Source organism: Mycobacterium gordonae (assembly GCF_017086405.1).
GTDB lineage: Bacteria > Actinomycetota > Actinomycetes > Mycobacteriales > Mycobacteriaceae > Mycobacterium > Mycobacterium gordonae_D.
Window position 1 is genome coordinate 4,733,652 of record NZ_CP070973.1, and the last position, 23,754, is coordinate 4,757,405.

General features: G+C 66.3%; 20 protein-coding genes and 1 pseudogene. 10 read left to right on the top strand and 11 right to left on the bottom strand.

Features of this window, described 5'->3' with window-relative positions; translation table 11 throughout:
• The first annotated feature begins 171 nt into the window (after positions 1 to 171).
• The 4 genes from JX552_RS20190 (at position 172) to JX552_RS20205 (ending at position 5,096) form a co-directional block, all read left to right on the top strand.
• A complete protein-coding gene (locus JX552_RS20190) occupies positions 172 to 1,488 on the top strand; it encodes an ABC transporter substrate-binding protein (protein ID WP_205873692.1) in 1,317 nt (438 codons plus the stop codon).
• Between the two features lie 28 nt (positions 1,489 to 1,516).
• On the top strand, positions 1,517 to 2,251 hold the full coding sequence (locus JX552_RS20195) for a Crp/Fnr family transcriptional regulator (RefSeq protein ID WP_205873693.1): 735 nt from the start codon (positions 1,517 to 1,519) through the stop codon (positions 2,249 to 2,251).
• 95 nt (positions 2,252 to 2,346) lie between these two features.
• Positions 2,347 to 4,029 carry a hydroxylamine reductase gene (gene hcp, locus JX552_RS20200; protein WP_205873694.1) on the top strand — a complete coding sequence of 561 codons (1,683 nt, stop codon included), beginning with the start codon at positions 2,347 to 2,349 and terminating at the stop codon, positions 4,027 to 4,029.
• Entirely contained in the window at positions 4,029 to 5,096 is a 1,068-nt protein-coding gene (locus tag JX552_RS20205; protein WP_205873695.1) for an FAD-binding oxidoreductase, read from the top strand. The genes hcp and JX552_RS20205 overlap by 1 nt, the downstream gene beginning before the upstream one ends.
• Positions 5,097 to 5,119: 23 nt before the next feature.
• Here JX552_RS20205 and JX552_RS20210 read toward each other — a convergent pair whose 3' ends face one another.
• From JX552_RS20210 to ddaH, 7 genes are all read right to left on the bottom strand, one after another.
• Positions 5,120 to 5,659, bottom strand: a complete 540-nt coding sequence (locus JX552_RS20210; protein WP_241010648.1) for a TetR/AcrR family transcriptional regulator — start codon at positions 5,657 to 5,659, stop codon at positions 5,120 to 5,122.
• A 94-nt stretch (positions 5,660 to 5,753) separates the two neighbouring features.
• On the bottom strand, positions 5,754 to 5,954 hold the full coding sequence (locus JX552_RS20215) for a rubredoxin (protein WP_205873697.1): 201 nt from the start codon (positions 5,952 to 5,954) through the stop codon (positions 5,754 to 5,756).
• Complete coding sequence (locus tag JX552_RS20220; RefSeq protein ID WP_241010649.1) at positions 5,954 to 7,174, bottom strand: alkane 1-monooxygenase; 1,221 nt, start codon at positions 7,172 to 7,174, stop codon at positions 5,954 to 5,956. Before JX552_RS20220 ends, JX552_RS20215 begins: the two co-directional genes overlap by 1 nt.
• 249 nt (positions 7,175 to 7,423) lie before the next feature.
• A complete protein-coding gene (locus JX552_RS20225) occupies positions 7,424 to 8,302 on the bottom strand; it encodes a universal stress protein (protein WP_205873699.1) in 879 nt (292 codons plus the stop codon).
• A complete protein-coding gene (locus JX552_RS20230) occupies positions 8,299 to 9,744 on the bottom strand; it encodes an amino acid permease (protein WP_205878579.1) in 1,446 nt (481 codons plus the stop codon). Before JX552_RS20230 ends, JX552_RS20225 begins: the two co-directional genes overlap by 4 nt.
• Before the next feature lie 23 nt (positions 9,745 to 9,767).
• Entirely contained in the window at positions 9,768 to 11,003 is a 1,236-nt protein-coding gene (rocD, locus tag JX552_RS20235; RefSeq protein WP_205873700.1) for an ornithine--oxo-acid transaminase, read from the bottom strand.
• Positions 11,000 to 11,863, bottom strand: a complete 864-nt coding sequence (gene ddaH, locus JX552_RS20240; protein ID WP_205873701.1) for a dimethylargininase — start codon at positions 11,861 to 11,863, stop codon at positions 11,000 to 11,002. The genes rocD and ddaH overlap by 4 nt, the downstream gene beginning before the upstream one ends.
• Before the next feature lie 125 nt (positions 11,864 to 11,988).
• On the opposite strand from ddaH, the gene JX552_RS20245 reads away from it, so the two are divergent.
• Positions 11,989 to 12,435 carry an Rv2324 family transcriptional regulator gene (locus tag JX552_RS20245; RefSeq protein WP_065161961.1) on the top strand — a complete coding sequence of 149 codons (447 nt, stop codon included), beginning with the start codon at positions 11,989 to 11,991 and terminating at the stop codon, positions 12,433 to 12,435.
• A gap of 17 nt (positions 12,436 to 12,452) precedes the next feature.
• On the opposite strand, the gene JX552_RS20250 is transcribed toward JX552_RS20245, so the two are convergent.
• The 3 genes and pseudogenes from JX552_RS20250 to JX552_RS34210 form a co-directional block, all read right to left on the bottom strand.
• Positions 12,453 to 13,301, bottom strand: coding sequence for a CbiQ family ECF transporter T component (locus JX552_RS20250; protein ID WP_205873702.1), 849 nt, complete (start codon positions 13,299 to 13,301; stop codon positions 12,453 to 12,455).
• The gene (locus JX552_RS34205; RefSeq protein WP_431195996.1) at positions 13,298 to 14,038 is read right to left on the bottom strand and encodes an ABC transporter ATP-binding protein; all 741 of its coding nucleotides are present in this window, start codon (positions 14,036 to 14,038) and stop codon (positions 13,298 to 13,300) included. Before JX552_RS34205 ends, JX552_RS20250 begins: the two co-directional genes overlap by 4 nt.
• Positions 14,032 to 14,728, bottom strand: a pseudogene (locus JX552_RS34210) (ABC transporter ATP-binding protein); the annotation flags it as partial. The gene JX552_RS34205 and the pseudogene JX552_RS34210, both read right to left, overlap by 7 nt.
• 745 nt (positions 14,729 to 15,473) lie before the next feature.
• Between JX552_RS34210 and JX552_RS20260 the strand changes: the two are divergent.
• The 5 genes from JX552_RS20260 (at position 15,474) to JX552_RS20280 (ending at position 22,173) form a co-directional block, all read left to right on the top strand.
• On the top strand, positions 15,474 to 15,950 hold the full coding sequence (locus tag JX552_RS20260) for a MarR family winged helix-turn-helix transcriptional regulator (protein ID WP_205873704.1): 477 nt from the start codon (positions 15,474 to 15,476) through the stop codon (positions 15,948 to 15,950).
• Positions 15,951 to 16,066: 116 nt separating this feature from the next.
• A complete protein-coding gene (locus tag JX552_RS20265) occupies positions 16,067 to 18,514 on the top strand; it encodes an ABC transporter permease (protein ID WP_205873705.1) in 2,448 nt (815 codons plus the stop codon).
• A 401-nt stretch (positions 18,515 to 18,915) separates the two neighbouring features.
• The gene (locus JX552_RS20270; protein WP_205873706.1) at positions 18,916 to 19,245 is read left to right on the top strand and encodes a hypothetical protein; all 330 of its coding nucleotides are present in this window, start codon (positions 18,916 to 18,918) and stop codon (positions 19,243 to 19,245) included.
• A gap of 44 nt (positions 19,246 to 19,289) precedes the next feature.
• On the top strand, positions 19,290 to 19,715 hold the full coding sequence (locus JX552_RS20275; RefSeq protein WP_205873707.1) for a hypothetical protein: 426 nt from the start codon (positions 19,290 to 19,292) through the stop codon (positions 19,713 to 19,715).
• A gap of 517 nt (positions 19,716 to 20,232) precedes the next feature.
• Positions 20,233 to 22,173 carry an acyl-CoA dehydrogenase family protein gene (locus tag JX552_RS20280; RefSeq protein WP_205873708.1) on the top strand — a complete coding sequence of 647 codons (1,941 nt, stop codon included), beginning with the start codon at positions 20,233 to 20,235 and terminating at the stop codon, positions 22,171 to 22,173.
• Here the strand turns inward: JX552_RS20280 and JX552_RS20285 are convergent.
• Positions 22,170 to 23,633 carry a nitrate/nitrite transporter gene (locus JX552_RS20285; protein ID WP_205873709.1) on the bottom strand — a complete coding sequence of 488 codons (1,464 nt, stop codon included), beginning with the start codon at positions 23,631 to 23,633 and terminating at the stop codon, positions 22,170 to 22,172. The two genes, JX552_RS20280 and JX552_RS20285, sit on opposite strands and share 4 nt — an antisense overlap.
• Between the last annotated feature and the right edge of the window lie 121 nt (positions 23,634 to 23,754).

The following is a 23,754-nucleotide window of genomic DNA, read 5'->3' on the forward strand; positions in this document are numbered from 1 at the left end:
TCGAGATTGCCGCCACGGCTGCCCCTCGCCGGGAATCACGACCGTCACGGCAATCTCGGCGACCCAAGGAGCTCTCATGAAGCGCGTTTGCTGCGTCGAGATTGCCGCCACGGCTGCCCCTCGCCGGGAATCACGACCGTCACGGCAATCTCGGCGAACCAAGGAGCTCTCATGAAGCGGCCGCGCTTCTCCACGCTCTTCGCCGCCGCGCTCACGCTGGTCGCGGCGCTACTGCTGACGACGGCGATTCTGATGGGCCGCGCCAGGGACAACGGCAAGATCGTGGTGACCGTGCGACTGTGGGCCGAACCCATCGCGCGGGTCTATCAGCAGTCCTTCCAGGCATTCACGCGCACCCACCCGAACATCGAGGTGCGCACCAACATGGTGGCATTCTCGAACTACTTCGACACCCTGCGCACCGACGTCGCCGGCGGCAGCGCGGACGACATCTTCTGGGTGTCCAACGCCTACCTCGACGCGTACGCCGACAGCGGCCGACTGATCAAGATCGAGGGCGCCGACCAGGGCTGGGACCCGGCGGTCACCGAGCAGTTCACCCACCACGGCGTCCTCTGGGCGGTACCGCAACTCACCGATGCCGGCATCGCGCTGTTCTACAACGCCGACCTGCTGGCGGCGGCCGGCGTCGATCCCGCGGTGTTGGACACCCTGCGCTGGAGCCCCGGCAGCGACGACACCTTGCGGCCGCTACTGGCCCGGCTGACCGTCGACGTCGACGGACACCCAGCCGGCACAACGGGTTTCGAGCCGCGACGGGTGCGACAGTGGGGATACAACGCAGCCAACGATCCGCAGGCCATCTACCTGAACTACATCGGTTCGGCGGGCGGAGTGTTTCAGCGCGGCAACGAATTCGCCTTCGACAACCCCGAAGCGCTACAAGCCTTCCGCTATCTCGTCGGCCTGATCAACAGCGACCACGTCGCGCCGCCGGCCTCCGACACCAACGACAACGGCGATTTCTCCCGCAACCAGTTCCTCGCCGGCAAGATGGCGCTGTTTCAGTCCGGGACCTACAGCCTGGCCGCGGTGGCGCGCGACGCCACTTTCCGCTGGGGGGTGGCGATGATACCCAGCGGGCCGAAGGGCCGCGTCAGCGTGACCAACGGCATTGCCGCGGCGGGCAATTCCGCTTCGAAGCACCCCGACGCGGTGCGCCAGGTGCTGGCCTGGATGGGCAGCAGCGAGGGCAACGCCTACCTGGGCCGCGAAGGCGCCGCCATCCCGGCGGTGCTGTCGGCTCAGCCAGGCTACTTCGCGTACTGGAAAGCCCGGGGTGTCGACGTCGGGCCGTTCTTCTCGGTCATGCGCGGACCGCGCATCCCGGCCCCCGGCGGGGCCGGCTTCGCCGCCGGTAACGAGGCCCTGCAACCCTATTTCGACGAAATGTTTCTGGGTCGCGGCGATATCGCTGCACTGCTCAAACAGGCGCAAGACGCCGCCAACGCCGCAGCCTCGCGCTAGGTCGCGGTGGGCGATAGCGTCGGCTGTGATGAGCACCGACCTACGCCAAGCGATCGCGTCCGCCCCGATGTTCGGCGGCCTGAACTCCGAGCAGGTGGAGTTCCTGGCCGCCCAGAGCCGGCCGATCTCGCTGCCCGCCGGACAGGTGCTGTTCCGCCGCGGAACACCGTCGACGGGGTTCTACATGGTCCGCGACGGCCGCATGCAGCTCTCGGTGTCCAACTCCGAGGGTGTGGTCAAGGTAGTCGAAATACTCAGCCCGGGAAGCGCTTTCGGACACGCGGTGATGTTCCTGCACGAGCCATACCCCGTGGACGCCACGGCGCTGGCCGACACCGACCTGGTGTTCGTCCCGGCGACGGCCGTCGACCGCCTCCTCGACAGCGACCCGGCCATGGCCCGGGTGATGCTGTCCTCGATGGCGCGCCGGCTGCAGTCGAAAATCCAGGACATCGCCATGCTCTCGCTGCAGTCGGCCACGCAGCGGATCATCGCCTACATGCTGGGCGCCGCCGGTGCCCGTTCCTGGGACCTGGCCGGCGGGACGGAATCGTCCGCTTCCCCCGATACCGGCTCGGCCAGTGTCCAACTACCGGCCCTCAAGCAGGTCCTGGCCTCCAGACTCGGTATGACACCGGAGACGTTCTCGCGGGCGATGCGGACCCTCACTGCCGAAGGACTGATCCGCGTGAACGGCCCGGTCGTGGAAATCCCCGACGTCAGCGCGCTGGACGCGCATGCGCGTAGCCAGTCGATCCTGTGACCGCTGACACAGCGCCCGCTTGATCTAGGTCAAAGCCCGCCCCGCCACCTCTCCCTAGCGTGAGCACATCAGCCGCTCACAGCACAGGAGACCCGATGTTCTGCTACCAGTGCGAACAGACCGACCGCACCGCATCCCCCGATCGCCCCAACCTGCTGACTTTCGGCTGCGCCGCCGCGAGGGGCAATTGCGGCAAGGACGCCACCACGGCGGCGTTGCAGGACGTGCTGGTCCAGGTGAACCTGGGCATCGGCCAGTACGCGCGGAAGGCGCGCGAACTCGGCGCTCCCGACCCCCAGTTCGCCGCACACGCAAGCTTCGACCTGTTCACCACACTGACCAACGTCAACTTCAACGCCACCCGCTTCATGTCGTTGATCGCCGACGCCGTCGGCATGCGGGACAAGGCCAAGCTGGCCTACCAGAACGCCGCCCGCGCCGCCGGTGTAGAGCCCGAGGACCTACTAGGAGCGGCGCAATTCACGCCTGCCACAACCATTTCCGAAGTGGCCGCCCAGGCCCTCGAGGTCGGCGTCAGTGCGGGACTGGATGTCCTGGGCGCCGACGTCGTGGGCCTGCGCAACCTCAACCTGTACGGCCTGAAGGGTGTCTGCGCTTACGCTCACCACGCGCATGCACTCGGCTACCGCTCCGACGAGACGGACGCCGGCATCGAATCCAGCCTGGCATTTCTGGCCGGTGCACCGTCGGACTCCGACGCGCTGCTGGCGCACGCCCTGGAACTGGGTTCGCTCAACTTCGCGGTGATGGCGATGCTCGACGCGGCCAACACCGGCAGCTTCGGCAGCCCGGTGCCCACCCCGGTGCGGGTCACCCCCATCGTGGGCAAGGCCATCCTGGTGTCCGGCCATGACCTGCACGACCTGGCCCGCATCCTGGAAGCCACCGCGGGTACCGGCATCAACGTCTACACCCACGGCGAACTGCTGCCCGCCCACGGCTATCCTGAGCTGCACAAGCACGGCCATCTCGTGGGCAACTACGGCGGCGCCTGGCAGGACCAGCAACGCGACTTCACCGCTTTCCCCGGCCCCATTGTGATGACCTCCAACTGCCTGATCGAGCCGCGCCCGGCCTATCGCAACCGGATCTACACCACCGGCCCGGTCGGCTGGCCGGGCATCCGCCACCTCGACACCGCCGACCTCTCGCTGGTGATCAGGGCGGCGCAGGCGTTGCCGGGCTTCACCGCGGAAATGCCGGCCGAAACCGTCACCACCGGATTCGGTCGCGACGCGGTGCTTTCAGTCGCGGACACCGTCATCCAAGCGGTCAAAGACGGCGCAATCAAACGATTCCTGCTCATCGGCGGGTGCGACGGTGCCGCCCCGGGTCGCAACTACTACACCGAGGTCGCCGACCACGCACCCGCTGACACTGTGCTGATGACGTTGGGCTGCAACAAGTACCGCTTCAACAACCACGAGTTCGGCGAGATTGGTGGCATCCCGCGGCTGCTCGACATCGGGCAGTGCAACGACAGCTACTCGGCGGTGCAGATCGCCCTGGCGCTGGCCGATGCCTTCGGTTGCGGGGTGAACGATCTCCCACTCAGCCTGTTTGTGTCGTGGTTCGAGCAGAAGGCCGCGGCGGTGCTGCTGACACTGTTGTCGCTGGGAATCCGCAACATCCGGCTCGGCCCCACCCTGCCGGCGTTCCTCACCCCTGCGGTGGTCGACATTCTGGTCGACAAGTTTGCGCTCATGCCTATCGGCGACCCCGCACAAGACCTGGTCGATGCCATGGCGGGGGCCTGATGACCGAGATCGCCGACACGCCACCCGACATCGAGCTGCGGTGCTACGACGTCGTCCTGGTCACTAACGAGGGAGAGCAGTCGAACATCCGATGCGATTCGCAGACAACACTTCTCGAAGCGGCCGAGGGAGCCGAACTGGTGCTGAAGTCGGCGTGTCAGGCCGGTGGTTGCGGGGCTTGTTCGGCGGTACTCTCCGACGGGCAGGTGGAGATGGGCGAGCATGATCCCGATGTCATCGAGACGCCCGAAGAAGAAGGCGGAATCCTGCTGTGCCGCAGTTTTCCCCGTGCTGATTGCCGAATCAGCCTGCCGTACGGTCGCGGCCAGGTCGTCACCGCCCCGCCCAGTCTGCACCCGGCCCGCATCGTCGGACTGGACCGGGTGGCCGACACGGTGATGCGGCTGCGGCTCTCGCTGCTGTCCGACGACGGATCATGCTCCGCGGACTTCGAATCCGGCCAGTTCGTCCGCATCACGGTGCCAGGCAGCGAGGTCCGGCGGGCCTACTCGCCGGCGAATGTCGCCAATTGGGATGGCGCCCTTGAGTTCTACATCCGGCTGCTGCCGGGTGGAGCGATGTCGGAATACCTGATCGGCAGCGCGGCTGTCGGCGACGAGCTGAGAGTCTCCAGCGCTAAGGGGGACTTCGCGCTGGTAGAGAACGGGTTTCGGCCACGCTGGTTCATCGCCGGCGGTACCGGGCTGTCACCGCTGTTGTCGATGCTGCGCCGGATGGCCGAGTGGGGCGACACCCAACCCGCGCGGCTGTTCTTCGGGGTCACCCGGCACACGGAGGTGTTCGGACAGGACGAACTGCGAACACTCGCCGCGACTCTTCCGGACCTCCGTGTCGACACGCTGGTGTGGCAGGCCGACCCCGCATGGAGCGGCGCCACGGGCAACCCGGTGGAGCTCGCGGCGGCGGAGGCGGCACTGCTCGATGAGTGGCCCGACGTGTACGTGTGCGGACCGCCGCCAATGGTCGATGCCGCCTACGCCGCGCTCACCGCCGTCGGCATACCCGGCGACCAGATCCACGCCGAGCGCTTCTCCGCCGTGATATAGCGCTCCGCGAGTGGCGCAGCCGGCTAGGACCGGTCCCGACCGACTGCGAGCAAGAACGGCGCCAGCACGTGGGCAATGGTTTTCGCGGCGTCGTCGGCACCGATCGGTGGAAGCGCGAGAAAACTCAGCGCGGCGCGTGCGATGGTTTGGCCGAGCACGTTGGCGTCGATGGCATTGGCCCTGACCCAGCTTCGCTCGAAAATCGCGGCAAGGTGTTCAGCGGCATAGTCGACGATGAACTGACTCTCGACCGTAATCATCCGGAGCAGATCGTTGGGCGCATCTTCGGTTCGCAGCGCATGCACCAGCGGATCGCTGTCGGCGCGCGAGAAGAATTCACTGAATGCCGATCGCAGAGTGATGTAGCCCTCGCCGGTGTGGTTTTCGACCGCGGTGTCCATGCCGGTAATGATGCTGTCGGTGAGCCGCAGGGCATAACTGCGTGCCAGTCCGCGACGCGTCCCGAACTCGTTGTAGAGGGTGCCCCGGCTGATCCCGGCTTCCTTGGCGACATCAGCCATGGTGATCGTCGACCACTTGCGTTCGACCAGCAGGCGCTGCATTGCGTCCAGGACTCCCTCGCGCATCAAGGCAAAGGCGTTGTTCTGATACGGACTGCGGTTTCGCGGGGAAGTCGACTCGACCATCCAGCCGAGACTATTCGGCATCTCGCAGGGCTCCTGTCCTGGAACGCGGGCGTTTCGGGTTGAAGTCGAACTTCTCGCGGACGCCGCAGTCCGGACAAGGCCAGCCGTCTTCCACGTCGTCCCAGCTGGTTCCGGCCGGATAGCCCTCTCGGGGCGCTCCGATCGCTTCGTCGTAGACGTAGTCACAGTTCGGACACTGAAAGGCGGACATCACCGGGCTCCGTATCGAGCGAGGATCTTCTCGCGCTTGCGGGGGTCGATGTTGACCCTGGTGATGTCACCGTCATAGTGCTCGATGACCCGGTGATCCATCAGCTTGCGCCAGAGCGGCGGAAAGTAGGTCAGCCCGACGAGCGTGGCGTATCCGCTGGGCAGGTTCGGAGCGCCGTCCATGCTGCGCAGCGTTTGGTAGCGCCGAACGGGATTGGCGTGGTGGTCACTGTGCCGCTGCAGGTGGTACAGGAAGACGTTGGTGACGATGTGGTCGGAGTTCCAGCTGTGCACGGGCGCGCAGCGCTCGTAACGTCCGGACGGGGTCTTCTGCCGCAGCAGACCGTAGTGCTCGAGAAAGTTCACCGACTCCAGCAGGGACGCTCCATAGGCGGCCTGAATGATCAGGAAGGGCAGCACCTGCCAGCCGAAGGCGGCGGTCAGCGTAGCGAACAGGACGATCGACATGATCCAGGCATTGAGTACATCGTTCTGAATGTTCCATGGGGACTTGCCAAGCCGACCCATCCTGGCCTTCTCCAGTTCCCAGGCCGACTTGGCCGACCCGAAAACACTGCGCGGCAGGAACATCCAGAAGCTTTCGCCGAAACGTGCGCTGGCCGGATCCTCCGGGGTGGAGACCCGGACGTGGTGACCGCGATTATGCTCGATGTAGAAGTGACCGTAAAGGGTCTGCGCCAGAGTGACTTTGGCTAGCCAGCGCTCCAGATTTTCGCGCTTGTGTCCCATTTCGTGGGCGGTGTTGATGCCCACCCCGCCGATGACGCCCATCGTCGCCATCACGCCGATCTTGGAGATCAGATTCAAGCCGCCGCCGATCCCCAGCCAGCTCAGGTCATCGGCCGACCAGAGGTAGCACGCCACGACCAGACTGGCCATCTGGAACGGGATGAACGCGTAGGTGCAGTAGCGGTAGTACTTGTCGTTCTCCAGGTACTCGATCACCTCGTCCGGTGGGTTCTGGTCGTCGGCGCCGAAGAAGGTGTCCAGGATCGGCAACAGCACGTAGAGCAGGATCGGCCCGACCCACCACAGCACCGGCGTGGCAGCGGTCCATCCGAGCTTGCCGAACAGCCACGCCACAGCCACGGCTGCCAGCAGGGATGTCGGGAGAATCAGGCCCAGCGGCCACAAGTAGCGCTTTCGATCCCGCCAGCGCGCGACGCCGGCGCCGGGGCTTGTCTCTGCAATGGTCGCCACTGCGAACCTCCTCGAACTGTTCATCGCTTCATGACAGCGACGGTGGACTGGAATGAACATATCAGCCGATTTGTGCAACACATGCACCAATTTCCGAATCTGTTCAGCGTGAGATCGATCTCAGATGGGAGAAAGCTCGGGCTGGGGCCGCGAGGGAGTGACGCTCGACGCGCGAACGAGACGCTTACGCGCGCACCCGACGCGGGCTATCGCTCGCCGCGGCGAAGACGGGATAGAGTCCGCCGGGCTTCAGCCCGGCAACACCAGCACCGGCACCGGGCTGTGGCGGATGATCTGGCCGGCGCGCACCCCGAGAAACACACGGCGGAATTCCCCGCCCGGCGAGGTGCCCAGCGCGAGAATCTCGCCGTCGACCCAATCCGCCCGGTGCAGCGCCTCCAGCCAGCTATGACCGGTGATCACCCGCAGCACCACGTCACGGCCGATGACACCGTCAATCTTCAGGATTTCCAGGGTGTCTCGCGCCTGCATGGCCCATGCCTCGAGAATCGAGTCCTCGGCGTCCAGCCCGACGTCCGGCGGATACATCGTGCGACCGCGGACGGCGAAGGTCATTACCCGCAGCGGGACCTGCATCCGCTCGGCGTATTCGGCGCAGCGGCGCACCACGTCGACCGACTCCGGGACACCTGAGTACGCGCAGGTGAGTCGGGCCAATTTGCCTGTGCGCGAGTGATATCCGGGAGAGCTGATGGCTACCGGCACCGGAGACGAGTGCAACAGGGAGTCGGCGGTGGTGCCGACCACCATGTGCATGCGCCCGCTGCTGGGCAGCGATCCGAGCACCAGTACCTCGGCTCCGACTTCGTCGACGACTTCGGCCAGACCGCCGGGCACCGAACGGTGCGCGCGGTGGCAGTAGTTGACCTCGATGCCCTCGGCCTGCGGTGTGAGGTAGTTGCGAGCTTCGTTGGCCGAGTTCTCCGCCAAATGTAGAGCCCAGTGCTGGTATTCGGCGTCGACGCGCGCCAGTGACGGTGTGGGCCAGCCCTTGGGCACCACGGTCGCCACCGTCAGTGAGGTTTGCAGTGTCCGGGCTATGCCAACGGCCAGGTACAACCCCGAGAGCCCGACTTTGTCGGCGCGGTACCCGACGACGACGGTCACGGCGGATTCCCGTTCAAGGCGCTGTGATGCCGACCCCACACGAAGTAGTAGATGAGCGCCACCGTGATCCAGCCGCTGAAGGCCAGCCAGGTGTACCAGTGCAGGCTGGCCAGGATGTACCCGCAGGCCAACACCGAAAGCACGGGCGTGACGGGGTATCCCGGCACCCGGAAAGCGCGGGGCAGCCCGGGTTCGCGCACCCGCAGGATGATCACCCCGACCGACACCACGATGAACGCCGTCAGCGTACCGATGGACACCATGTCAGCCAGCTTGTCCAGCGGTACGAACGCGGCCAACAGCCCGGCGGCAACCGCGACGATCACGGTGTTGTTGACCGGAGTCATGGTGGTGGGATTCACCTTGGCGAACCGGGTGGGCAGCAGGCCGTCGCGGCCCATCGCGAACAGGATGCGCGTCTGGCCGTACATGGTGACCAGGGTGACGGTGAAGATCGAGATCACCGCCCCCGCCGCCAGTACCGTGCCGGCCCACCGGCTGTGCGTGACGTTGTCCAGGATGGTGGCCAACCCGGCGTTTTCCTGCGCCGCGAAGTCCCGCCACGGTTGAGTGCCGAGCGCGGACAACGCGACCAGCAGGTACACGCCGGTCACTACCACCAACGCCGAGACCAACGCACGCGGCATGGTTTTCTGCGGATCCTTGACCTCGTCACCGGCGGTCGAGACGGCGTCCAGGCCGATATAGGAGAAGAAGATCGTGCCCGCCGCCGTGCCGATGCCGGCGACACCGAACGGTGCGAAGTCCTTGAGGTGGTCGTCGTCGAAGGCGGTGAACGCGATGACGACGAACAGGCCCAGCACACCCAGCTTGATCAGCACCATGATGGTGTTGACCTTCGCCGATTCGCTCGCGCCGCGGATCAGCAGCAGCGCGCACAGCACGATCAGGATGACCGCCGGCAGATTCACCCACCCGTGGGAAACGCCGTCGGGCGTCTTGTCCCACGGTGCCGCCGACAGAGCGTGCGGCAGTTCGGCGCCCAGCAGGTTGTGCAACAGCTTGTTGAGATAGCCACTCCACCCGACGGCGACCGCGGCGGTGGCCACCCCGTATTCCAGGAGCAGGCAGGCGGCCACCACCATGGCCACCGCCTCGCCCAGGGTGGTGTAGGCGTACGAGTACGACGAACCCGAAACGGGCACAGCCGAGGCCAATTCGGCGTAGCAGATGGCGGCCAGCCCGGCAGCGACGCCGGCGAGCAGAAACGAGACGAGCACGCCGGGCCCGGCCTCGGGAACGGCCTGGGACAGCACGAAGAAGATTCCGGTGCCGACGGTCGAACCGACCCCGAACAGGGTCAGCTGGAAGGTACCGAAACTGCGCTTGAGACCGGACGCGGCGCCCGGCGCGACGGGTGCACCACCTACCGGGCGGCGGCGCAGCATTTGCTCCTTGAGGCTGATCGAGCTGGTCGGCAACTGCGCTCCCATCGCTGTGTCAGCTAAGTATGGGCCTCCCGCAGCACCGCGGCGAACTGCGCCACGACCCAGTCGATCTCCGCACGGGTGACCACCAGTGGCGGGGCGAACCGCAGGGTCCAATCGTGAGTGTCCTTGACGAGCACGCCACGGTCAGCCAGCCGCATGCTGATCTGCTTGCCTTTCTGTGGCCCGAGCGCCAGCTCCGGGTCGATATCGACACCGGCCCACAAGCCGAAACCGCGCACAGCCGTGACCCCGTGGCCGATCAGCGCACGCAGACCCTGGTGCAGGTGCGCGCCCAATTCCGCCGAGCGGACCTGGAACTGTCCGCGGGTCAGCATGTCCACCACGGTGGTGCCGATCGCGGCCGCCAGCGGGTTGCCGCCGAATGTCGATCCGTGTTCCCCCGGGTTCAGCACGCCGAGCACGTCCCGGTCGGCGACCACCGCCGATAACGCAACCACGCCTCCGCCCAGCGCCTTGCCGAGCAGGTAGACGTCGGGCACCACTCCCCACCGGTCGCAGGCGAACGTGTAACCCGTCCGCGCCAGACCCGACTGGATTTCGTCGGCGATCATCAGCACGTGGTGTTCGCTGCACAGCGCACGCACCGCGGGCAGGTAGTCGTCCGGCGGCACGATGATGCCCGCCTCGCCCTGGATCGGCTCCAGCAGCACCGCGACGGTGTGCTCATCGATCGCCCGGGCCAGCGCGGCGGCGTCACCGAACGGCACCGAACGGAACCCGGGCGTGAACGGTCCGAATCCCCCGCGGGCCACCGGATCGGACGAGAAGCTGACGATGCTGATCGTACGGCCGTGGAAGTTGTTGTCGGCCACGATGATGTTCGCCTTGCCGGCAGGGACGCCCTTGACCTCAGCGCCCCACTTGCGGGCGACCTTCAACCCGCTCTCGACGGCCTCGGCACCCGAGTTCATCGGCAACACCATGTCCTTTCCGCACAATTCGGCGAGCGCCGCGCAGAAGGGTCCCAGTCGGTCGGAGTGGAAGGCGCGGCTCACCAGCGTGACGGTGTCGAGCTGAGCGTGGGCCGTCGCGATGATCTCGGGATGGCGGTGACCGAAGTTGACTGCCGAATAAGCGGCCAGGCAGTCCAGGTAGCGGCGTCCGTCCACATCGGTGATCCAGGCACCCTCCGCGCTGGCCGCCACCACCGGAAGCGGCGAATAATTGTGCGCCGCATGCTTTTCGACCAGGGCGATAGCGGTATCGGTCAGTTCGGCCAGAATCGTCATGGGTGCACCTCCAATGTGCAGCACTTCACCGAACCACCGCCCTTGAGTAGTTCGGACAGGTCGACACCGATCGGCTCGAAACCGGCCGCGCGCAACTGATTCGCGAAACCCGTTGCTGCGGAAGGTAATACGACGTGAAGACCATCGGAGACGACGTTGAGCCCGAACAGGAACGCATCCGGGGTGCCGACGACGATCGCGTCGGCAAACAAGGCCCGCAACTGATTCTGGGCCGATTCGCTGAATGCCGGTGGATAGTAGGCGATGGTGTTCTCGTCGAGGACGGCCAGCGCGGTATCCAGGTGATAGAACCGCGGATCCACCAGTTCGAGAGATACCACCGGCATCCGCAGTGCCGCCGCGATCTCGGCGTGCGCGCGTGGGTCGGTGCGGAAACCGTAGCCCGCCAGCACCATGTCACCGATGAGCATCAGGTCGCCCTGGCCTTCGTTGACGTGGCGGGTGGACACCGGCCGGTAACCGTTTGAAGACATCCAATCGGCGTACGCCCGGGACTCCCCGGCTCGCTCGGCGAACCGAAATCGCGCCACGATCGCCACGCCGTGAGCAACGAATCCGCCGTTGGCGGCGTACACCATGTCGGGCAGGCCCGCCACCGGCTCCACCAGATCCACCCGGTGGCCCAACCGAACGTAAGTTTCGCGCAGTCGGTCCCACTGCGCTGTCGCGAGGCGGGCGTCGACCGCGGCGCCCGTGTCCATCCAGGGGTTGATGGCGTATTCGACGGCGAAAAAGGTCGGTGGTGTCATCGCATAGTGCCGCGCGGTCGGACGCCGTTCACGCGGGCCGGCCGACCGGGATCCGGGCACGAATCGAGCGTCAACATAGTTGTCCGTCATAAATATCAACGCTATTTGGCCCTCTGTACGCAAGCAAACGAAGTACATTGCGCAATTACCATTGAAATATTGCGCTACGCTCGTATCAGCAGTGATTTGTTGCGTCACGTGATGACGGAGGTCCGATGGACCGCTTGGACGACACCGACGAGCGGATCCTGGTCGAACTCGCCGAACATGCACGCGCCACGTTCGCCGAGATCGGCCAGAAGGTGAATCTGTCCGCTCCGGCGGTGAAGCGTCGGGTGGACCGGATGCTCGACAGTGGTGTGATTCGAGGGTTCACCACCGTCGTCGACCACAACGCGCTGGGCTGGAACACCGAGGCGTACGTCCAGGTGTTCTGCCATGGCCGCATCGCGCCGGAGAAACTGCGGGAGGCGTGGGTGGATATCCCCGAGGTGGTCAGCGCCGCCACGGTGACCGGCACCTCGGATGCGATCCTGCATGTGCTTGCCCGGGACATGCGGCACCTGGAGGCTGCCCTGGAACGCATCCGATCCAGTGCCGACATCGAACGCAGCGAAAGCATCGTGGTGCTCTCGAACCTGATCGACCGGATGCGGCCTTGACTCAGGCCGTCAAACCCTCAGTGCGCAGCCAGCATCGTCTGAACCGCCACACCCGCACCGCAGACCAACACGGAGATGGTCATCGCGAACCAGTCAGAGAGCTTCGGCCGGCGCGGGTGGGCCGACAACTGACCGGTCCCACCGCGCGCGGTGATCGCATCACCCATCTCGTCAGCGCGGCGCAGCGTCACGGTGATGGTGGCCGCGAGCAGGTCGATGACCTCCAGACGGCGCTGCTGGCGCCTCTCTTTGCGGCTGCGCGGCACCGGTTTCGGCCGGAGCCGACGCGCCGCGTACAGCACCTGGAATTCGTCGATCAGCATCGGGAAGGCGCGCAGCGCCAGCGCGAGCGCCACCGCCCACTCGTCGATCGGCAGCCGCAGCAGCCGCAGCGGCCGGCCCAAAGTGGCTACGGCAGGGCCGATTTCGGCAACGTTGGTGGTGTATGACACCAGACCGCCCAGGGCCAGCAGCACCAGTGTCAGCGCGGTGATCCGTAGGAAATTCAGGATGCCGCCTAGGCCCACCTCGAGGCCGGCCACCGAGACCAACGGATCACCGCCGGCCAGCGCCGCGGTGAAAGCACCGATAGACACGAGAATCCACAACCACCGGGGTATCGACGGTAGTGCGCCGCGCGGAATGTGCGCGGTCCAGATCGCCGCCAGCACCAGAGCGGCGGCGCACCCGATCGTCACCCACCCCGGGTAGAACGCCAGGAGCACCGAAATGCCGAACACCACAAGGAGTTTGGTGCCGGCCCACAGGTCATGGATGGGCGAGGAGCCCGGGATCGGCACCAGCAGCACCACCGGACGGCCCGGCCTGCGGTTCTCGCCCTGCCCGGGGTGCGATGTCGTCGTCACGACGCACCCCCCGGTCGCACCCCGGAGGTGGAGGCCGACTCCAGCGCCCCCTCACGCAGATGCAGGGTGCGCGGGCACAGGCTTTCCATCCCGACGAGGTCGTGCGAAATGACGACGACCGTCAGACCCCGCTCGCGGCGCAGATCTTCGAGCAGCCGCAGCAACCCGCTCTGGCTTTCGGCGTCCAGCCCGGCCAGCGGCTCGTCAAGAATCAGCGCCTTCGGCTTACACGCAAGCAGACCGGCCAGGACCACCCGACGCATCTGGCCGCCGCTGAGCTTGTCAATGCTGCGGGTCGCCAACGCCGGGTCGAGTCCGACGACACCGAGCGCCGCGATGACCCGGCCCTGATCTTTGTGCGAAAAGCCGGCCGCTGAGGCGACTTCCAGGTCGACGCGGCTGCGCATCAGCTGCAGTCGGGCCGCCTGGAACGACAACGCGACGGCGCCAACCTGCTCGTCGGTGGGACGACCATCGAGCAGGCACGCCCCACTCGTCGGCGACGTCAGACCGGCCATGATCCAGGCCAACGTCGACTTACCCGAACCGTTGCCGCCATGGATCAGCACCCCATCGCCCTGTTCCACGACGAAGTTGATGTCGCGCAGCGCTGTCTTGGCCCAGGGGGTACCGATGCCGTATTCATGGCCGACACCGACGAGTTCGAGCGTCGAGCCACTGCGGGTGCCGCCCACTCCCACCGTCGGCAGCTGCGCGTCCCCGGTGGGCTGGACCATGCCGGAGTTGTCCGGGGAATCGCTGAGTTTGATGGTCCGGTCGGCAGATTCGGCTTCGTTGTTGTAGTGCGTGATGTGCACCAGTGCGGTCCGGTGTCGCTTGGTGAGGCCCGACAGCACATTCAGCAAGCCCTCGCGGCCCTGCTGATCCACCATGGTCGTGACTTCGTCGGCGATCAGCATCGCGGGCTCACGGGCCAGTGCGGCGGCCAGCGCCAGCCGCTGCAATTCGCCACCGGACAGGCTGCCGGTGTCGCGTTCGGCCAGATCTTCCAGTCCCACCTCGCGCAGCAATGTGTCGACGTCGGTCTTGGTGCCCGGCGGCAGACCCCACACCACGTCGTCGGCGACTCGAGTGCCGAGCACCTGGCTTTCGGGATGCTGCAGCACGACGGCCGTGCCGCCCAGCTTGCCCAGCCCCACCGCTCCGGGCCGATGCACGGTGCCCGACGTAGGCTCCCGGCCGGCCAGAATCAACATCAGGGTGGTCTTGCCGGAACCGTTGGCGCCGGTGATCGCGATGTGCTCCCCCTGGTCGATGTCGAGGCTGATCTCGCGCAACGCGTCCTGGCCGGCACCGGGATAGCGGAAGCGCACGTGGTCCAACCGCACCGGCACCGGGCCGACGGCGGCGTCGCCACCGTCACCGACGGGGGCGTCGAGCTTGTGCACGTCCGGGATGCCGCGCATCCGCTCCAGGAGTCGGGACAGCGCCCACCACCCGATTAGCGAGATGAAGATGACCCCGAGGGTGACGCCGCCCAGCAGGAACAGCTGCCAGTAGTGCAGCGCGACGGCGTACGCCTTTTTCAGCCAGAACCCGGCGTCCTGCAGACCGACCCGTCCGAAGAACGAGGCCAGCCCGTTCACGTTCGCGCTGATCGCGTCGCGCATCAGGTGCCGCAGGCGCGTCAACACCATCAATATCCCGACGTTGCCGGCACCGAAGATCAATCCGGCGATCACCGACGAGACGACCACGGTGGGCGTGCCGCGGCCCCGGCGCTTGATGATTCCGGTGAGTCCGCCGATGTAGGCGCTCTGGATCACACCCATCAATCCGCCACCGCCGGCGATCAAGAAGGCGATGACGCCGGCCGCGACCGTCGCCGTGATCAGCACCCGCAGCCGGTATCGGTAGGCGAGCAGGCCGGTGGGGACGGTGCCCAGCAACGCCAGCCCCGCGGCAAACGGGACGATGACGGAGATGATGGCGGTCACCGCGCACAGCGCGGCCATCACCGACGCTTGCGCCAACTCACTCGGTCGCAGCGGTCCACCCCGAGCGCGCGAAGGGGGTGGTCCGATCTCGCTCACTCGATCGATTCTGCCAGGTCCACTGGCCACAAGCTGACCAGCACACAGTCGCTCAGGCATTTGGCCTGACGGCTCTCAAGATTGGTCTCGCTTAGCAAAGCTATGCAACGATGGGCATATGACTTCGTCCGCCGCGGCACGAGACGCCGATGTGGCGCACGGTCTGGGGGCCGACCTGCTGGCAGTCGTCGCGCGGTTGAATCGCCTGGCCACCCAGCGCATCCAGATGCCGCTGCCCTCGGCGCAGGCCCGGCTGCTGGCAACGATCGAAGCCCAGGGCGAAGCCCGCATCGGCGACCTGGCCGCCGTCGACCACTGTTCCCAACCGACGATGACGACTCAGGTGCGCCGCCTCGAGGACGCCGGACTGGTGTCGCGAACGATCGACCCCGGTGACGCCCGCGCGGTCCGGATCAAGATCACCCCCGAGGGCGTCCACACGCTCAACGCGGTCCGCAGGGACCGGGCCGCCGCCATCGAACCGCAACTGGCCCGCCTCGATGCCGCAGACCGTCAGGTGCTGGCCGATGCCGTCGAGGTGTTGCGCCGACTGCTGGAAAACGCCGCCAACGCGCCGGGCCGCCACACACTCTGATCGCGCCAACGCGAGTGGAGGCACTGCCGCAGCGGGTAGACACTTGAGTCAGTAACCCCCGATGAAAGGTGGCGGCCATCCCTGACGTCTCCCCGTTGACCGTATGGGTCGGATCGATGCGGTACGTCTTCGCGCCGGGCCGCGATGTGATCGTGGGCCACGGCGGACACTGCGACGTCCGACTGGATCCCGACGTTTCCGGCCCCGACACTCAACCCGTTCCCGATGTCGTGCTGCGGTTCGCCGGCACCCACTGGCTGGCCGTCGACCAAAGCCACCGAGGGCTGTTTCTCGACGGGGTGCGGATGTCGACCATCGACATCCGCGACGGTCAGACGATCGCGATAGGCGACCCGCTGCACGGACCGCGGCTGAGGTTCCAGGTGACCGCTCCCGACGACGCGCCGCCGCCGACCACCGATCCGATGGGGGTGAAGAAACCGGCGCCGAACGTCCCGGCCCCACCCGCCGAGGACCCACCTACCAGCGCCATCCCGGCCCCACCCGCCGAAGATCCCCCGACCACCGCCATCCCCGCCCCACCCGCCGAGGAACCCCCGACCACCGCCATCCCCGCCCCACCCGCCGAGGACCCCCCGACCACCGCCATCCCCGCCGCACTGGCCACCAGCTATGGGCCGATCGAACACTCCCCCTTGGAGCGACCTACCCGGCCCTTCCGGGTGCCGCCCGCAGACGCAGCTACCGCCCCGCCGGCACCCGAGGAGGCCCCGGCCAAGGGTCCCGGGCTAGTCGAGCGGTTGACCGAGGCGGGCCGAAAGATGCTCCCGGGCCACACCGACTCCGAACCCGACGAGCTCCCACTCCAGACCAGCCGGTTGCCGCTGCTGCCGGGCGCCCGCACCATCGGGGTCGCCGGTTACCACCTGGGGCTCGCGCACGACGGCCAGGAGCTGCTGTCGGACGTGACGTTCACCGCGCCTCCGGGCTCACTGCTCGCGGTGGTCGGGCCGTCGGCGGCCCGCAATTTCGCGCTCACCGGCCTGCTCGCCGGAACCCGACCCCCGAGCGCGGGTCTGCTGACCGTTGACGGCCACGACGCGCATGCCGAGCCCGACGTGATGCGGTTACGCATCGGAGTGGTCCCGCGCGACAACCGGGTCCACCCCCGACTCACTGTGGAGCACGCCCTGGGATACGCGGCCGAGCTACGGCTGCCGCCGGACACCTCGCCGGAGAACCGCGAACGGGTCATCGCCCAGGTTCTCGACGAACTCGAGCTGACCCCGCACCGCACAACCCGGGTCGCCAAGCTGCCCCCCGAAGCGCGCCGGTGCGTGTCTCTGGCGGTCGAGCTGCTCACCAGGCCTTCGCTGTTGGTGGTCGAGGCGCCCGGCGCCGGGCTGGATCCATTGCAGCAGAACCATGTGATGGCCCTGCTGCGCCGGCAGGCCGATCTCGGCTGTGTCGTGGTGGTCTCCGGTATCGCGCCGGCCTTTCTGAATATGTGCGACCAGGTGTTGCTACTCACACCCGCGGGCCAACTGGCGTTCGCTGGGCCGCCCTCGCACATCGACTCGGCGCTCGGCAGCACCGACTGGTTCGACATCTTCGGGCGGATCAGCGCGGACCCCTACGGCGCCCATCATGCATTTCTGATGCGGCAGCAGGCGTCGGTGTCGCCGACGCCACCGTCGGTCGCCAGACCGCAGCGGCTTGCGCCGACTCCCGGATTCGGTCAGCAATTGCGGATGCTGGCCCGCCGCCAGCTGCGATTGTTACTGGCCAGCCCGGTGTCTTCGCTGTTCCTGCTGGTGTTGCCCGTTGCCCTGGGAGCGTTGACGCTGTTGATCCCGGGGAATTCGGGGTTGGCTCGGCCCGGTCCGTCGTCGGCGAACACACACGAAGCCATCGAGATTCTGGCCGCGCTGAACTTCTCAGCGGTGCTGATGGGCACGGTCCTCACCATCGGCAGCCTGGTTTCCGAGCGCCGAATCTTCCGCCGGGAGCAGACAATCGGGCTGTCGGCGTCGGCGTACCTGCTCGCCAAGCTCGTTGTCTTCGGTCTGGTCACCGCCGCGCAGGCCGCGATTTTGACCGCCATCGTGATCGTCGGCAAAGGCGGGCCGAAGCACGGCGCGGCGCTGCTGGGCACTTCCCCGCTGGCGGCGGCCATCGAGCTGTATCTCAGTGTGGCTGCAACGGCCGTCGTCTCGGCGATCGTCGGATTGGCGCTGTCTTCGCTGGGCAAGTCGAGGGCCGAGGTGGTGCCGTTGCTGATCCCCGCGTTGCTGGGTTCACTGTTGTTCGCCGGCGGGCTGGTTTCGCTGGTGGGCACCTGGGGCTACGACCAGGTCTCGTGGTTCATTCCGGCGCAGTGGGGTTTTGCGGCCGCGGCCGCCACCGTCGATTTGCGGCGGATCGACAAGCTCGCCACGGACAACGCGGTGTGGAGCCACTACTCGGGCTGGTGGGTGTTCGACATGCTCATGTTGGGGCTCCTCGCCGCGGTGTGGGCCGGGTTCGTCCGATACCGATTGCGTCCGCCTACCAGCACGCCACTACGTCGCGAAAACGGGAATGGCCTGCCCTTATCGGGGTAGCGGCGAATTCCAACCAGATATGCTTCACACTTGCGCCGCTGCTAACAACACGAATTGCGGGTAAGTGGTCGGATTATGAATTCATTCATGACGCTGGACAGTGACCTCAGTCACGTCACATTCGGCCACCGAAGCTGAGATCACTACGCCGAGATCCATTGCACATCGGTAGAACCGAGGTCTGCTGAGGAGGCGCTGGAACGCGGTGAACCGCATTGCGCCGGACGCAAGAATTTCGCAAACCGGCGGATCTAATGTCGCTCCAACAGAGTAAAGCATTGCCAATGATGCCTGCGGTTAGTAATCGGCAGTGGGCGGGAATAGCACGACCTTCCAATCGCCCGCCGCGCGCCGATTAGGTGGCTATCATCTGCCTACTCCCAACGGAAAGGAGGGCCATTATGCTGCTGGCCCGAGCAACGAAACAAGTCCTCGCCGGCGCCGTGCTGGCTGCGTTCACCGCAGTCAGTGGGTGGGGCATGGCCACCGCCCATGCGGAAACCTTCGCCCCGCACCAATGGTGTCCCGGCAACCCCAAGCAGCCGCCCTACATCGTCAACCAGTTCATCGACTGGGACTGGAGCGTCTGCCACACCTGGTATCCGACCAACTACGGGATGGGCAACGTCACCTCGCAAGGCAGCCCGATCTCGATCTGGGACGGCGACAACCCGCCGGTGGAGGCGATCACCAGACGGGAATGCCCGCCGATCAGCTTTATGTGCCCCTAGCCCGATACACCGGCGAGCGGCTTGACCGAGAAAGGGAACCATTGATGAACGCTGACTCCAGATTGAAAAGGATCATCGGCGGGGCGTTGCTGTCGGGCGGTGTGGCCGTGGCCGGCTTAGGTTTGGCCACGGGGATCGCCCAGGCGCATCCCGCTCCTGTTCCGGCCGCCCCCGGTCCGTTCGCCACCGACGACAACGGTTGGGGTCCGCCGAAGCAGTGGTGCCCCGGGGATCCCCTACCGGCGACGGGCAACCACGTCACCGACCCGTTCCGCGGCTGGGACATGACGGTCTGTCACACCTACTACTACCTGTGGCCTGGGATGGGCAACGTGTCCAACATGATCTGGGACGGGGACAATCCACCACCGAAGCCTCCAGGCTCGGGGTATCAGCCGCCGCCGCCTCTTCCGCCGGGGCTGTGCTGGCCCAGCGGCAGCTTCATTCCCGTGCCGATTGCGTGCCCGTAGCACTGCGTCCGCGCCAGCTATGACGAGGCACCGCGCCGGGTGTCGAGGCCTGACCAGCGCTGCTGACCAGCCCGCGCCCGGCGTGGCCTGGTTCGACGGAGCCGGTTCGGCCGAAACGGTGAGGCCGCCCCAGCCTTGGGGCGGTGCGGCCTCACCGGATCGTTGCCCATGTCGTCGCGGAACGAATCCCAACCAATCCTGTTGCCGCCAATTGCGTGTCGCCAGCCCGATTCGCCTGTCCCGTTTGTTGGCCGCCGGCATCGCCCATCGCAGTGGCGGTCGGCTTTGCGGCGAGTCGACCGCCGCGGGCCGGAACGACTGTCAGTGGGAGCGGCTGGCGCGCGCCGACGATCGCGATGCGTAGGCAAATCCGCTGCCTCTGAACGAAATCTGGACGCCACCACACCATGCCGGTCGGTGCTCGGCACCCCGCAACGACCCGACGATTTCCGCGGACACACTGTGTTCATAGGGCTGACCTGTTCCGGCAGGGCGGGCGACGGGCTACGGTCGGGGAATGGCGTCAGACAACAAGAGCACTGCCGACTACATCCGCGACGCGCTCGACGGGCGTTGGCGCGACGTGAAGAACGAGACACGGGCGAAGCTCTCGCACGAGGCGTTCCGTCCGCACCACACTCCCAACACGGTCATCGCCCGCGCCAAGGTCGCCGAGCAGATGCAAATGATGGCCGCGGCCGGTGTTTCCGACGAGGGGTTCCGCAAGGAGCACGGCGGCACCGGCGATGTCGGCGCAGCGGTCACGATGATCGAGATGCTGGCGATGTCGGACCTGTCCCTGATGGTCAAGGCCGGCGTGCAGTGGGGCCTGTTCGGGGGCGCCGTGGAGAACCTGGGCACCGAGCGTCACGCCTCGTACGTCAAAGACATCATCACCCTGGATCTGCTCGGTTGTTTCGCGATGACCGAGACCGGGCACGGCAGTGACGTTCAGGCACTGGAGACCACGGCGACCTACGACGTCGAGACCGAAGAGTTCGTCGTCAACTCCCCCACGCCGACGTCCCGCAAGGACTACATCGGCGGTGCGGCCGAAACCGCTACCATTGCAGCGGTTTTCGCGCAGCTCATCACCCACAAGGACGGCAAGCCAGTCAACCACGGCGTGCACTGCGTCCTGGTCCCGATCCGCGACGCAGACGGCAACGACCTGCCGGGGGTGACCACCTCGGACTGCCACTACAAGGGCGGCCTGCCCGGCGTCGACAACGGCCGCATCATGTTCGACAACGTTCGGGTACCGCGGGTCAACCTGCTGAACAAATACGGCGAGGTCGCGCCGGACGGCACCTACAGCTCACCGATCGACAATGCTAACCGCCGCTTCTTCACGATGATCGGTACGCTGATCCGAGGCCGCGTCACCGTCGGCGGCAGTGCCGGTAACGCGGCTCGCGTCGCGCTGGACATCGCCACTCGTTATGCGTTGCAGCGCAGGCAGTTCAACGCCCCCGGCGACGACGACCGCGAAGTGCTGATCATGGACTACCTGGTGCACCAGCGACGGCTGTTCCCGTTGATCGCGAAGTCGTATGCGCTGCAGTTCGCTCAGAACGAATTGGTGTCCAAGTGCCACGACCTGCAGACCGCTGATGTCGTGGACGCCGAGGAGCAGCGTGAACTGGAAGCGCGTGCCGCCGGCCTGAAGGCAGCCAATACCTGGCATGCGTCACGCGCCATCCAGGAGGCCCGAGAAGCGTGCGGCGGCGCCGGCTACATGGCCGAGAATCGGCTGATCGGACTGCGGGCCGACACCGACGTGTTCACCACCTTCGAGGGTGACAACCACGTGCTGACCCAACTGGTGGCCAAGGAACTGCTGACCGCCTACGCCGACGACATCAAGAGCATGAGCCCGGTCGAGTGGGTGCGTTTCGCGGCCAACACGGTAGGCGACCGGGTGAAGAAACGCACTGCGGCCGAAGCGATCCTGCAGCGCATCGTCGACTCCAGGCAGGACAACGAGGAGGAAGGCAGCCTGTTCAACCGCGGCACCCAGGTCCAGATGTTCGAAGACCGCGAAGACTACCTGCTGTCCTCGGTAGCGCGCCGGCTGCAGGGCAAGTCCAAAGAGATGTCGGCCTTCGATGCGTTCAACGCGGTGCAGGATCACGTGCTGCACGCGGCGCAGGCGCACATCGACACGGTAGTGCTCGAAGCGTTTGTTGCCGGGATCGAGTCATGCCCGGACCGTAAAGCACGCGAACTGCTGGGTGTGGTGTGCGACCTGTACGCGTTGTCGGTGATCGAAGAGGACAAGGCCTGGTTCATCGAGCACCGTTACCTGTCAACCGAGCGGGCCAAGGCGGTCACCCGCGGCATCAACGATCGGTGCCGGGTACTGCGACCGCACGCCAGGACGCTGGTCGACGGGTTCGGCATCCCGGAGCAGCTGCGTTACGCCGAGATGCTGCACCCGGAGAATCTTCCCGACTAGGCCTTGCGCACCACGAGTTCGGCCGCCTGCGCTGCCACCGCGGGGGCGACCGACTTGCGGACGTAGGCGTGCCAGGTCAGCGCCGCGGCAGCCGCGTAGCAGCACATAAAGATCCAGAAAGCCTCGGTCCCGGCGCCAGTGCTCTGGTAGGAGGCCCGCAACGCGAGGTTGATGCCGACCCCGCCGAGTGCGCCGACGGATGCCACGAAACCGATGACCACACCGGAGATGATCCGCGACCACTCCCGACGATCGGCTTCGCCGAGGTCGAGCGAGCGGCTGCAAGTCTCGAAGATCGTCGGGATCATCTTGTAGACCGATCCGTTGCCCAGCCCGGACAGCACGAAAAGTGCAATGAAGCAAGCAAAATAGCCGGCCATGACGGCGCCGCCGTGATGGTGGCGGTGTTGATGCATACTGGCGCTGATCAGCAGTCCCGCGGTGAACGCCATACCGACGAACACCATCAGTGTGAGGCGGCTGCCGCCAATGCGGTCGGCCAGGCGGCCGCCGTAAACCCTTGCGACAGCGGCCAACAACGGGCCGAGGAAGGCGAGCTCGGCGGCGTGCAGGCTGGCTTGCGCCACGGTTTCCCCGCTCGCCACGAAGTTGTTTTGCAACACCTGGCCGAACGCGAAGGCGAAACCGATGAACGAGCCGAACGTGCCGAGGTAGAGCAGCGAGAGCAACCACGTGTCCGGGGCCGCGAACATCGCGCTGATGATCGGTCGCAGCTTTTCCGGCTTGACGTGATGCTGTTCAACGGTATTCGTGCATCGGGTCACGCCGATCACCGCGATCGTCAGCGACACCGCGTACAGTCCGCACACCAGATATGGCTTGCGGTCGCCTGCGGTGGCCATCACCAGCAGGCCGACCAGCTGGATCGCCGGTACGCCGAGATTGCCGATGCCGCCGGCCAATCCGAGGGCGGAGCCCTTGAGCCGGTGCGGATAGAAGGCGTTGGCGTTGCTCATCGAGGCAGCGAAATTGCCGCCGCCCAATCCGGTGAGCGCCGCGCAGACAAGGTAAGGCCACAACGGCAGACCGGGGTGCAGCAGCAACACCATCGTGCCGATGACAGGCAACAGCAGGGCCGCCGACGAAAGGATCGCCCAGTTCCGTCCTCCGAAGACCGCGGTGGCCAACGAGTAGGGCATGCGCAGGCAGGCTCCGACCAACGTCGCGGTGATGCCCAGCAGCAGCTTGTCACCGGTCGAAAACCCATACACCTTTTCCGGCATGAACAGTTCCATCACCGGCCACAGCGTCCACACCGAGTAACCGAGATGCACGGTGACGACCGACCACAACAGGTTCCGTCGCGCAATGACCTTGTTGCCGGCTTCCCAGGCCACCACATCTTCGGCGTCCCAGTGCGTGATGTGACGCGGGCCACGGCGACTACTGTCAACGTCGCCGCATGACTCCACCCTTGGCGGCAGCGTCTGCGAGTACATGACCCTCCTCACTCTGTGTTCACATCTGTTTCCGGCACGGAAGCTCAAGCGTGCCAGGCAAACCGGCCTCAAGCACGCCAGAAGCAGCCTGAACCTGCTGTAGGTGTGCTGTAGAAGTGCT

Bases quoted from the DNA above. Each gene is read 5' to 3' on its own strand.
- hcp (WP_205873694.1), top strand. From the start codon at position 2,347: ATGTTCTGCTACCAGTGCGAACAGACCGACCGCACCGCATCCCCCGAT.
- JX552_RS20215 (WP_205873697.1), bottom strand. From the start codon at position 5,954: ATGTCCGCCTTTCAGTGTCCGAACTGTGACTACGTCTACGACGAAGCG.
- JX552_RS20190 (WP_205873692.1), top strand. From the start codon at position 172: ATGAAGCGGCCGCGCTTCTCCACGCTCTTCGCCGCCGCGCTCACGCTG.
- JX552_RS20210 (WP_241010648.1), bottom strand. From the start codon at position 5,659: ATGCAGCGCCTGCTGGTCGAACGCAAGTGGTCGACGATCACCATGGCT.
- JX552_RS20260 (WP_205873704.1), top strand. From the start codon at position 15,474: ATGACTTCGTCCGCCGCGGCACGAGACGCCGATGTGGCGCACGGTCTG.
- JX552_RS20285 (WP_205873709.1), bottom strand. From the start codon at position 23,633: ATGTACTCGCAGACGCTGCCGCCAAGGGTGGAGTCATGCGGCGACGTT.
- JX552_RS20245 (WP_065161961.1), top strand. From the start codon at position 11,989: ATGGACCGCTTGGACGACACCGACGAGCGGATCCTGGTCGAACTCGCC.
- JX552_RS20270 (WP_205873706.1), top strand. From the start codon at position 18,916: ATGCTGCTGGCCCGAGCAACGAAACAAGTCCTCGCCGGCGCCGTGCTG.
- JX552_RS20195 (WP_205873693.1), top strand. From the start codon at position 1,517: ATGAGCACCGACCTACGCCAAGCGATCGCGTCCGCCCCGATGTTCGGC.
- rocD (WP_205873700.1), bottom strand. From the start codon at position 11,003: ATGACGATTCTGGCCGAACTGACCGATACCGCTATCGCCCTGGTCGAA.
- JX552_RS20280 (WP_205873708.1), top strand. From the start codon at position 20,233: ATGGCGTCAGACAACAAGAGCACTGCCGACTACATCCGCGACGCGCTC.
- JX552_RS20275 (WP_205873707.1), top strand. From the start codon at position 19,290: ATGAACGCTGACTCCAGATTGAAAAGGATCATCGGCGGGGCGTTGCTG.
- JX552_RS20265 (WP_205873705.1), top strand. From the start codon at position 16,067: ATGCGGTACGTCTTCGCGCCGGGCCGCGATGTGATCGTGGGCCACGGC.
- ddaH (WP_205873701.1), bottom strand. From the start codon at position 11,863: ATGACGGACAACTATGTTGACGCTCGATTCGTGCCCGGATCCCGGTCG.
- JX552_RS34205 (WP_431195996.1), bottom strand. From the start codon at position 14,038: ATGGTCCAGCCCACCGGGGACGCGCAGCTGCCGACGGTGGGAGTGGGC.
- JX552_RS20205 (WP_205873695.1), top strand. From the start codon at position 4,029: ATGACCGAGATCGCCGACACGCCACCCGACATCGAGCTGCGGTGCTAC.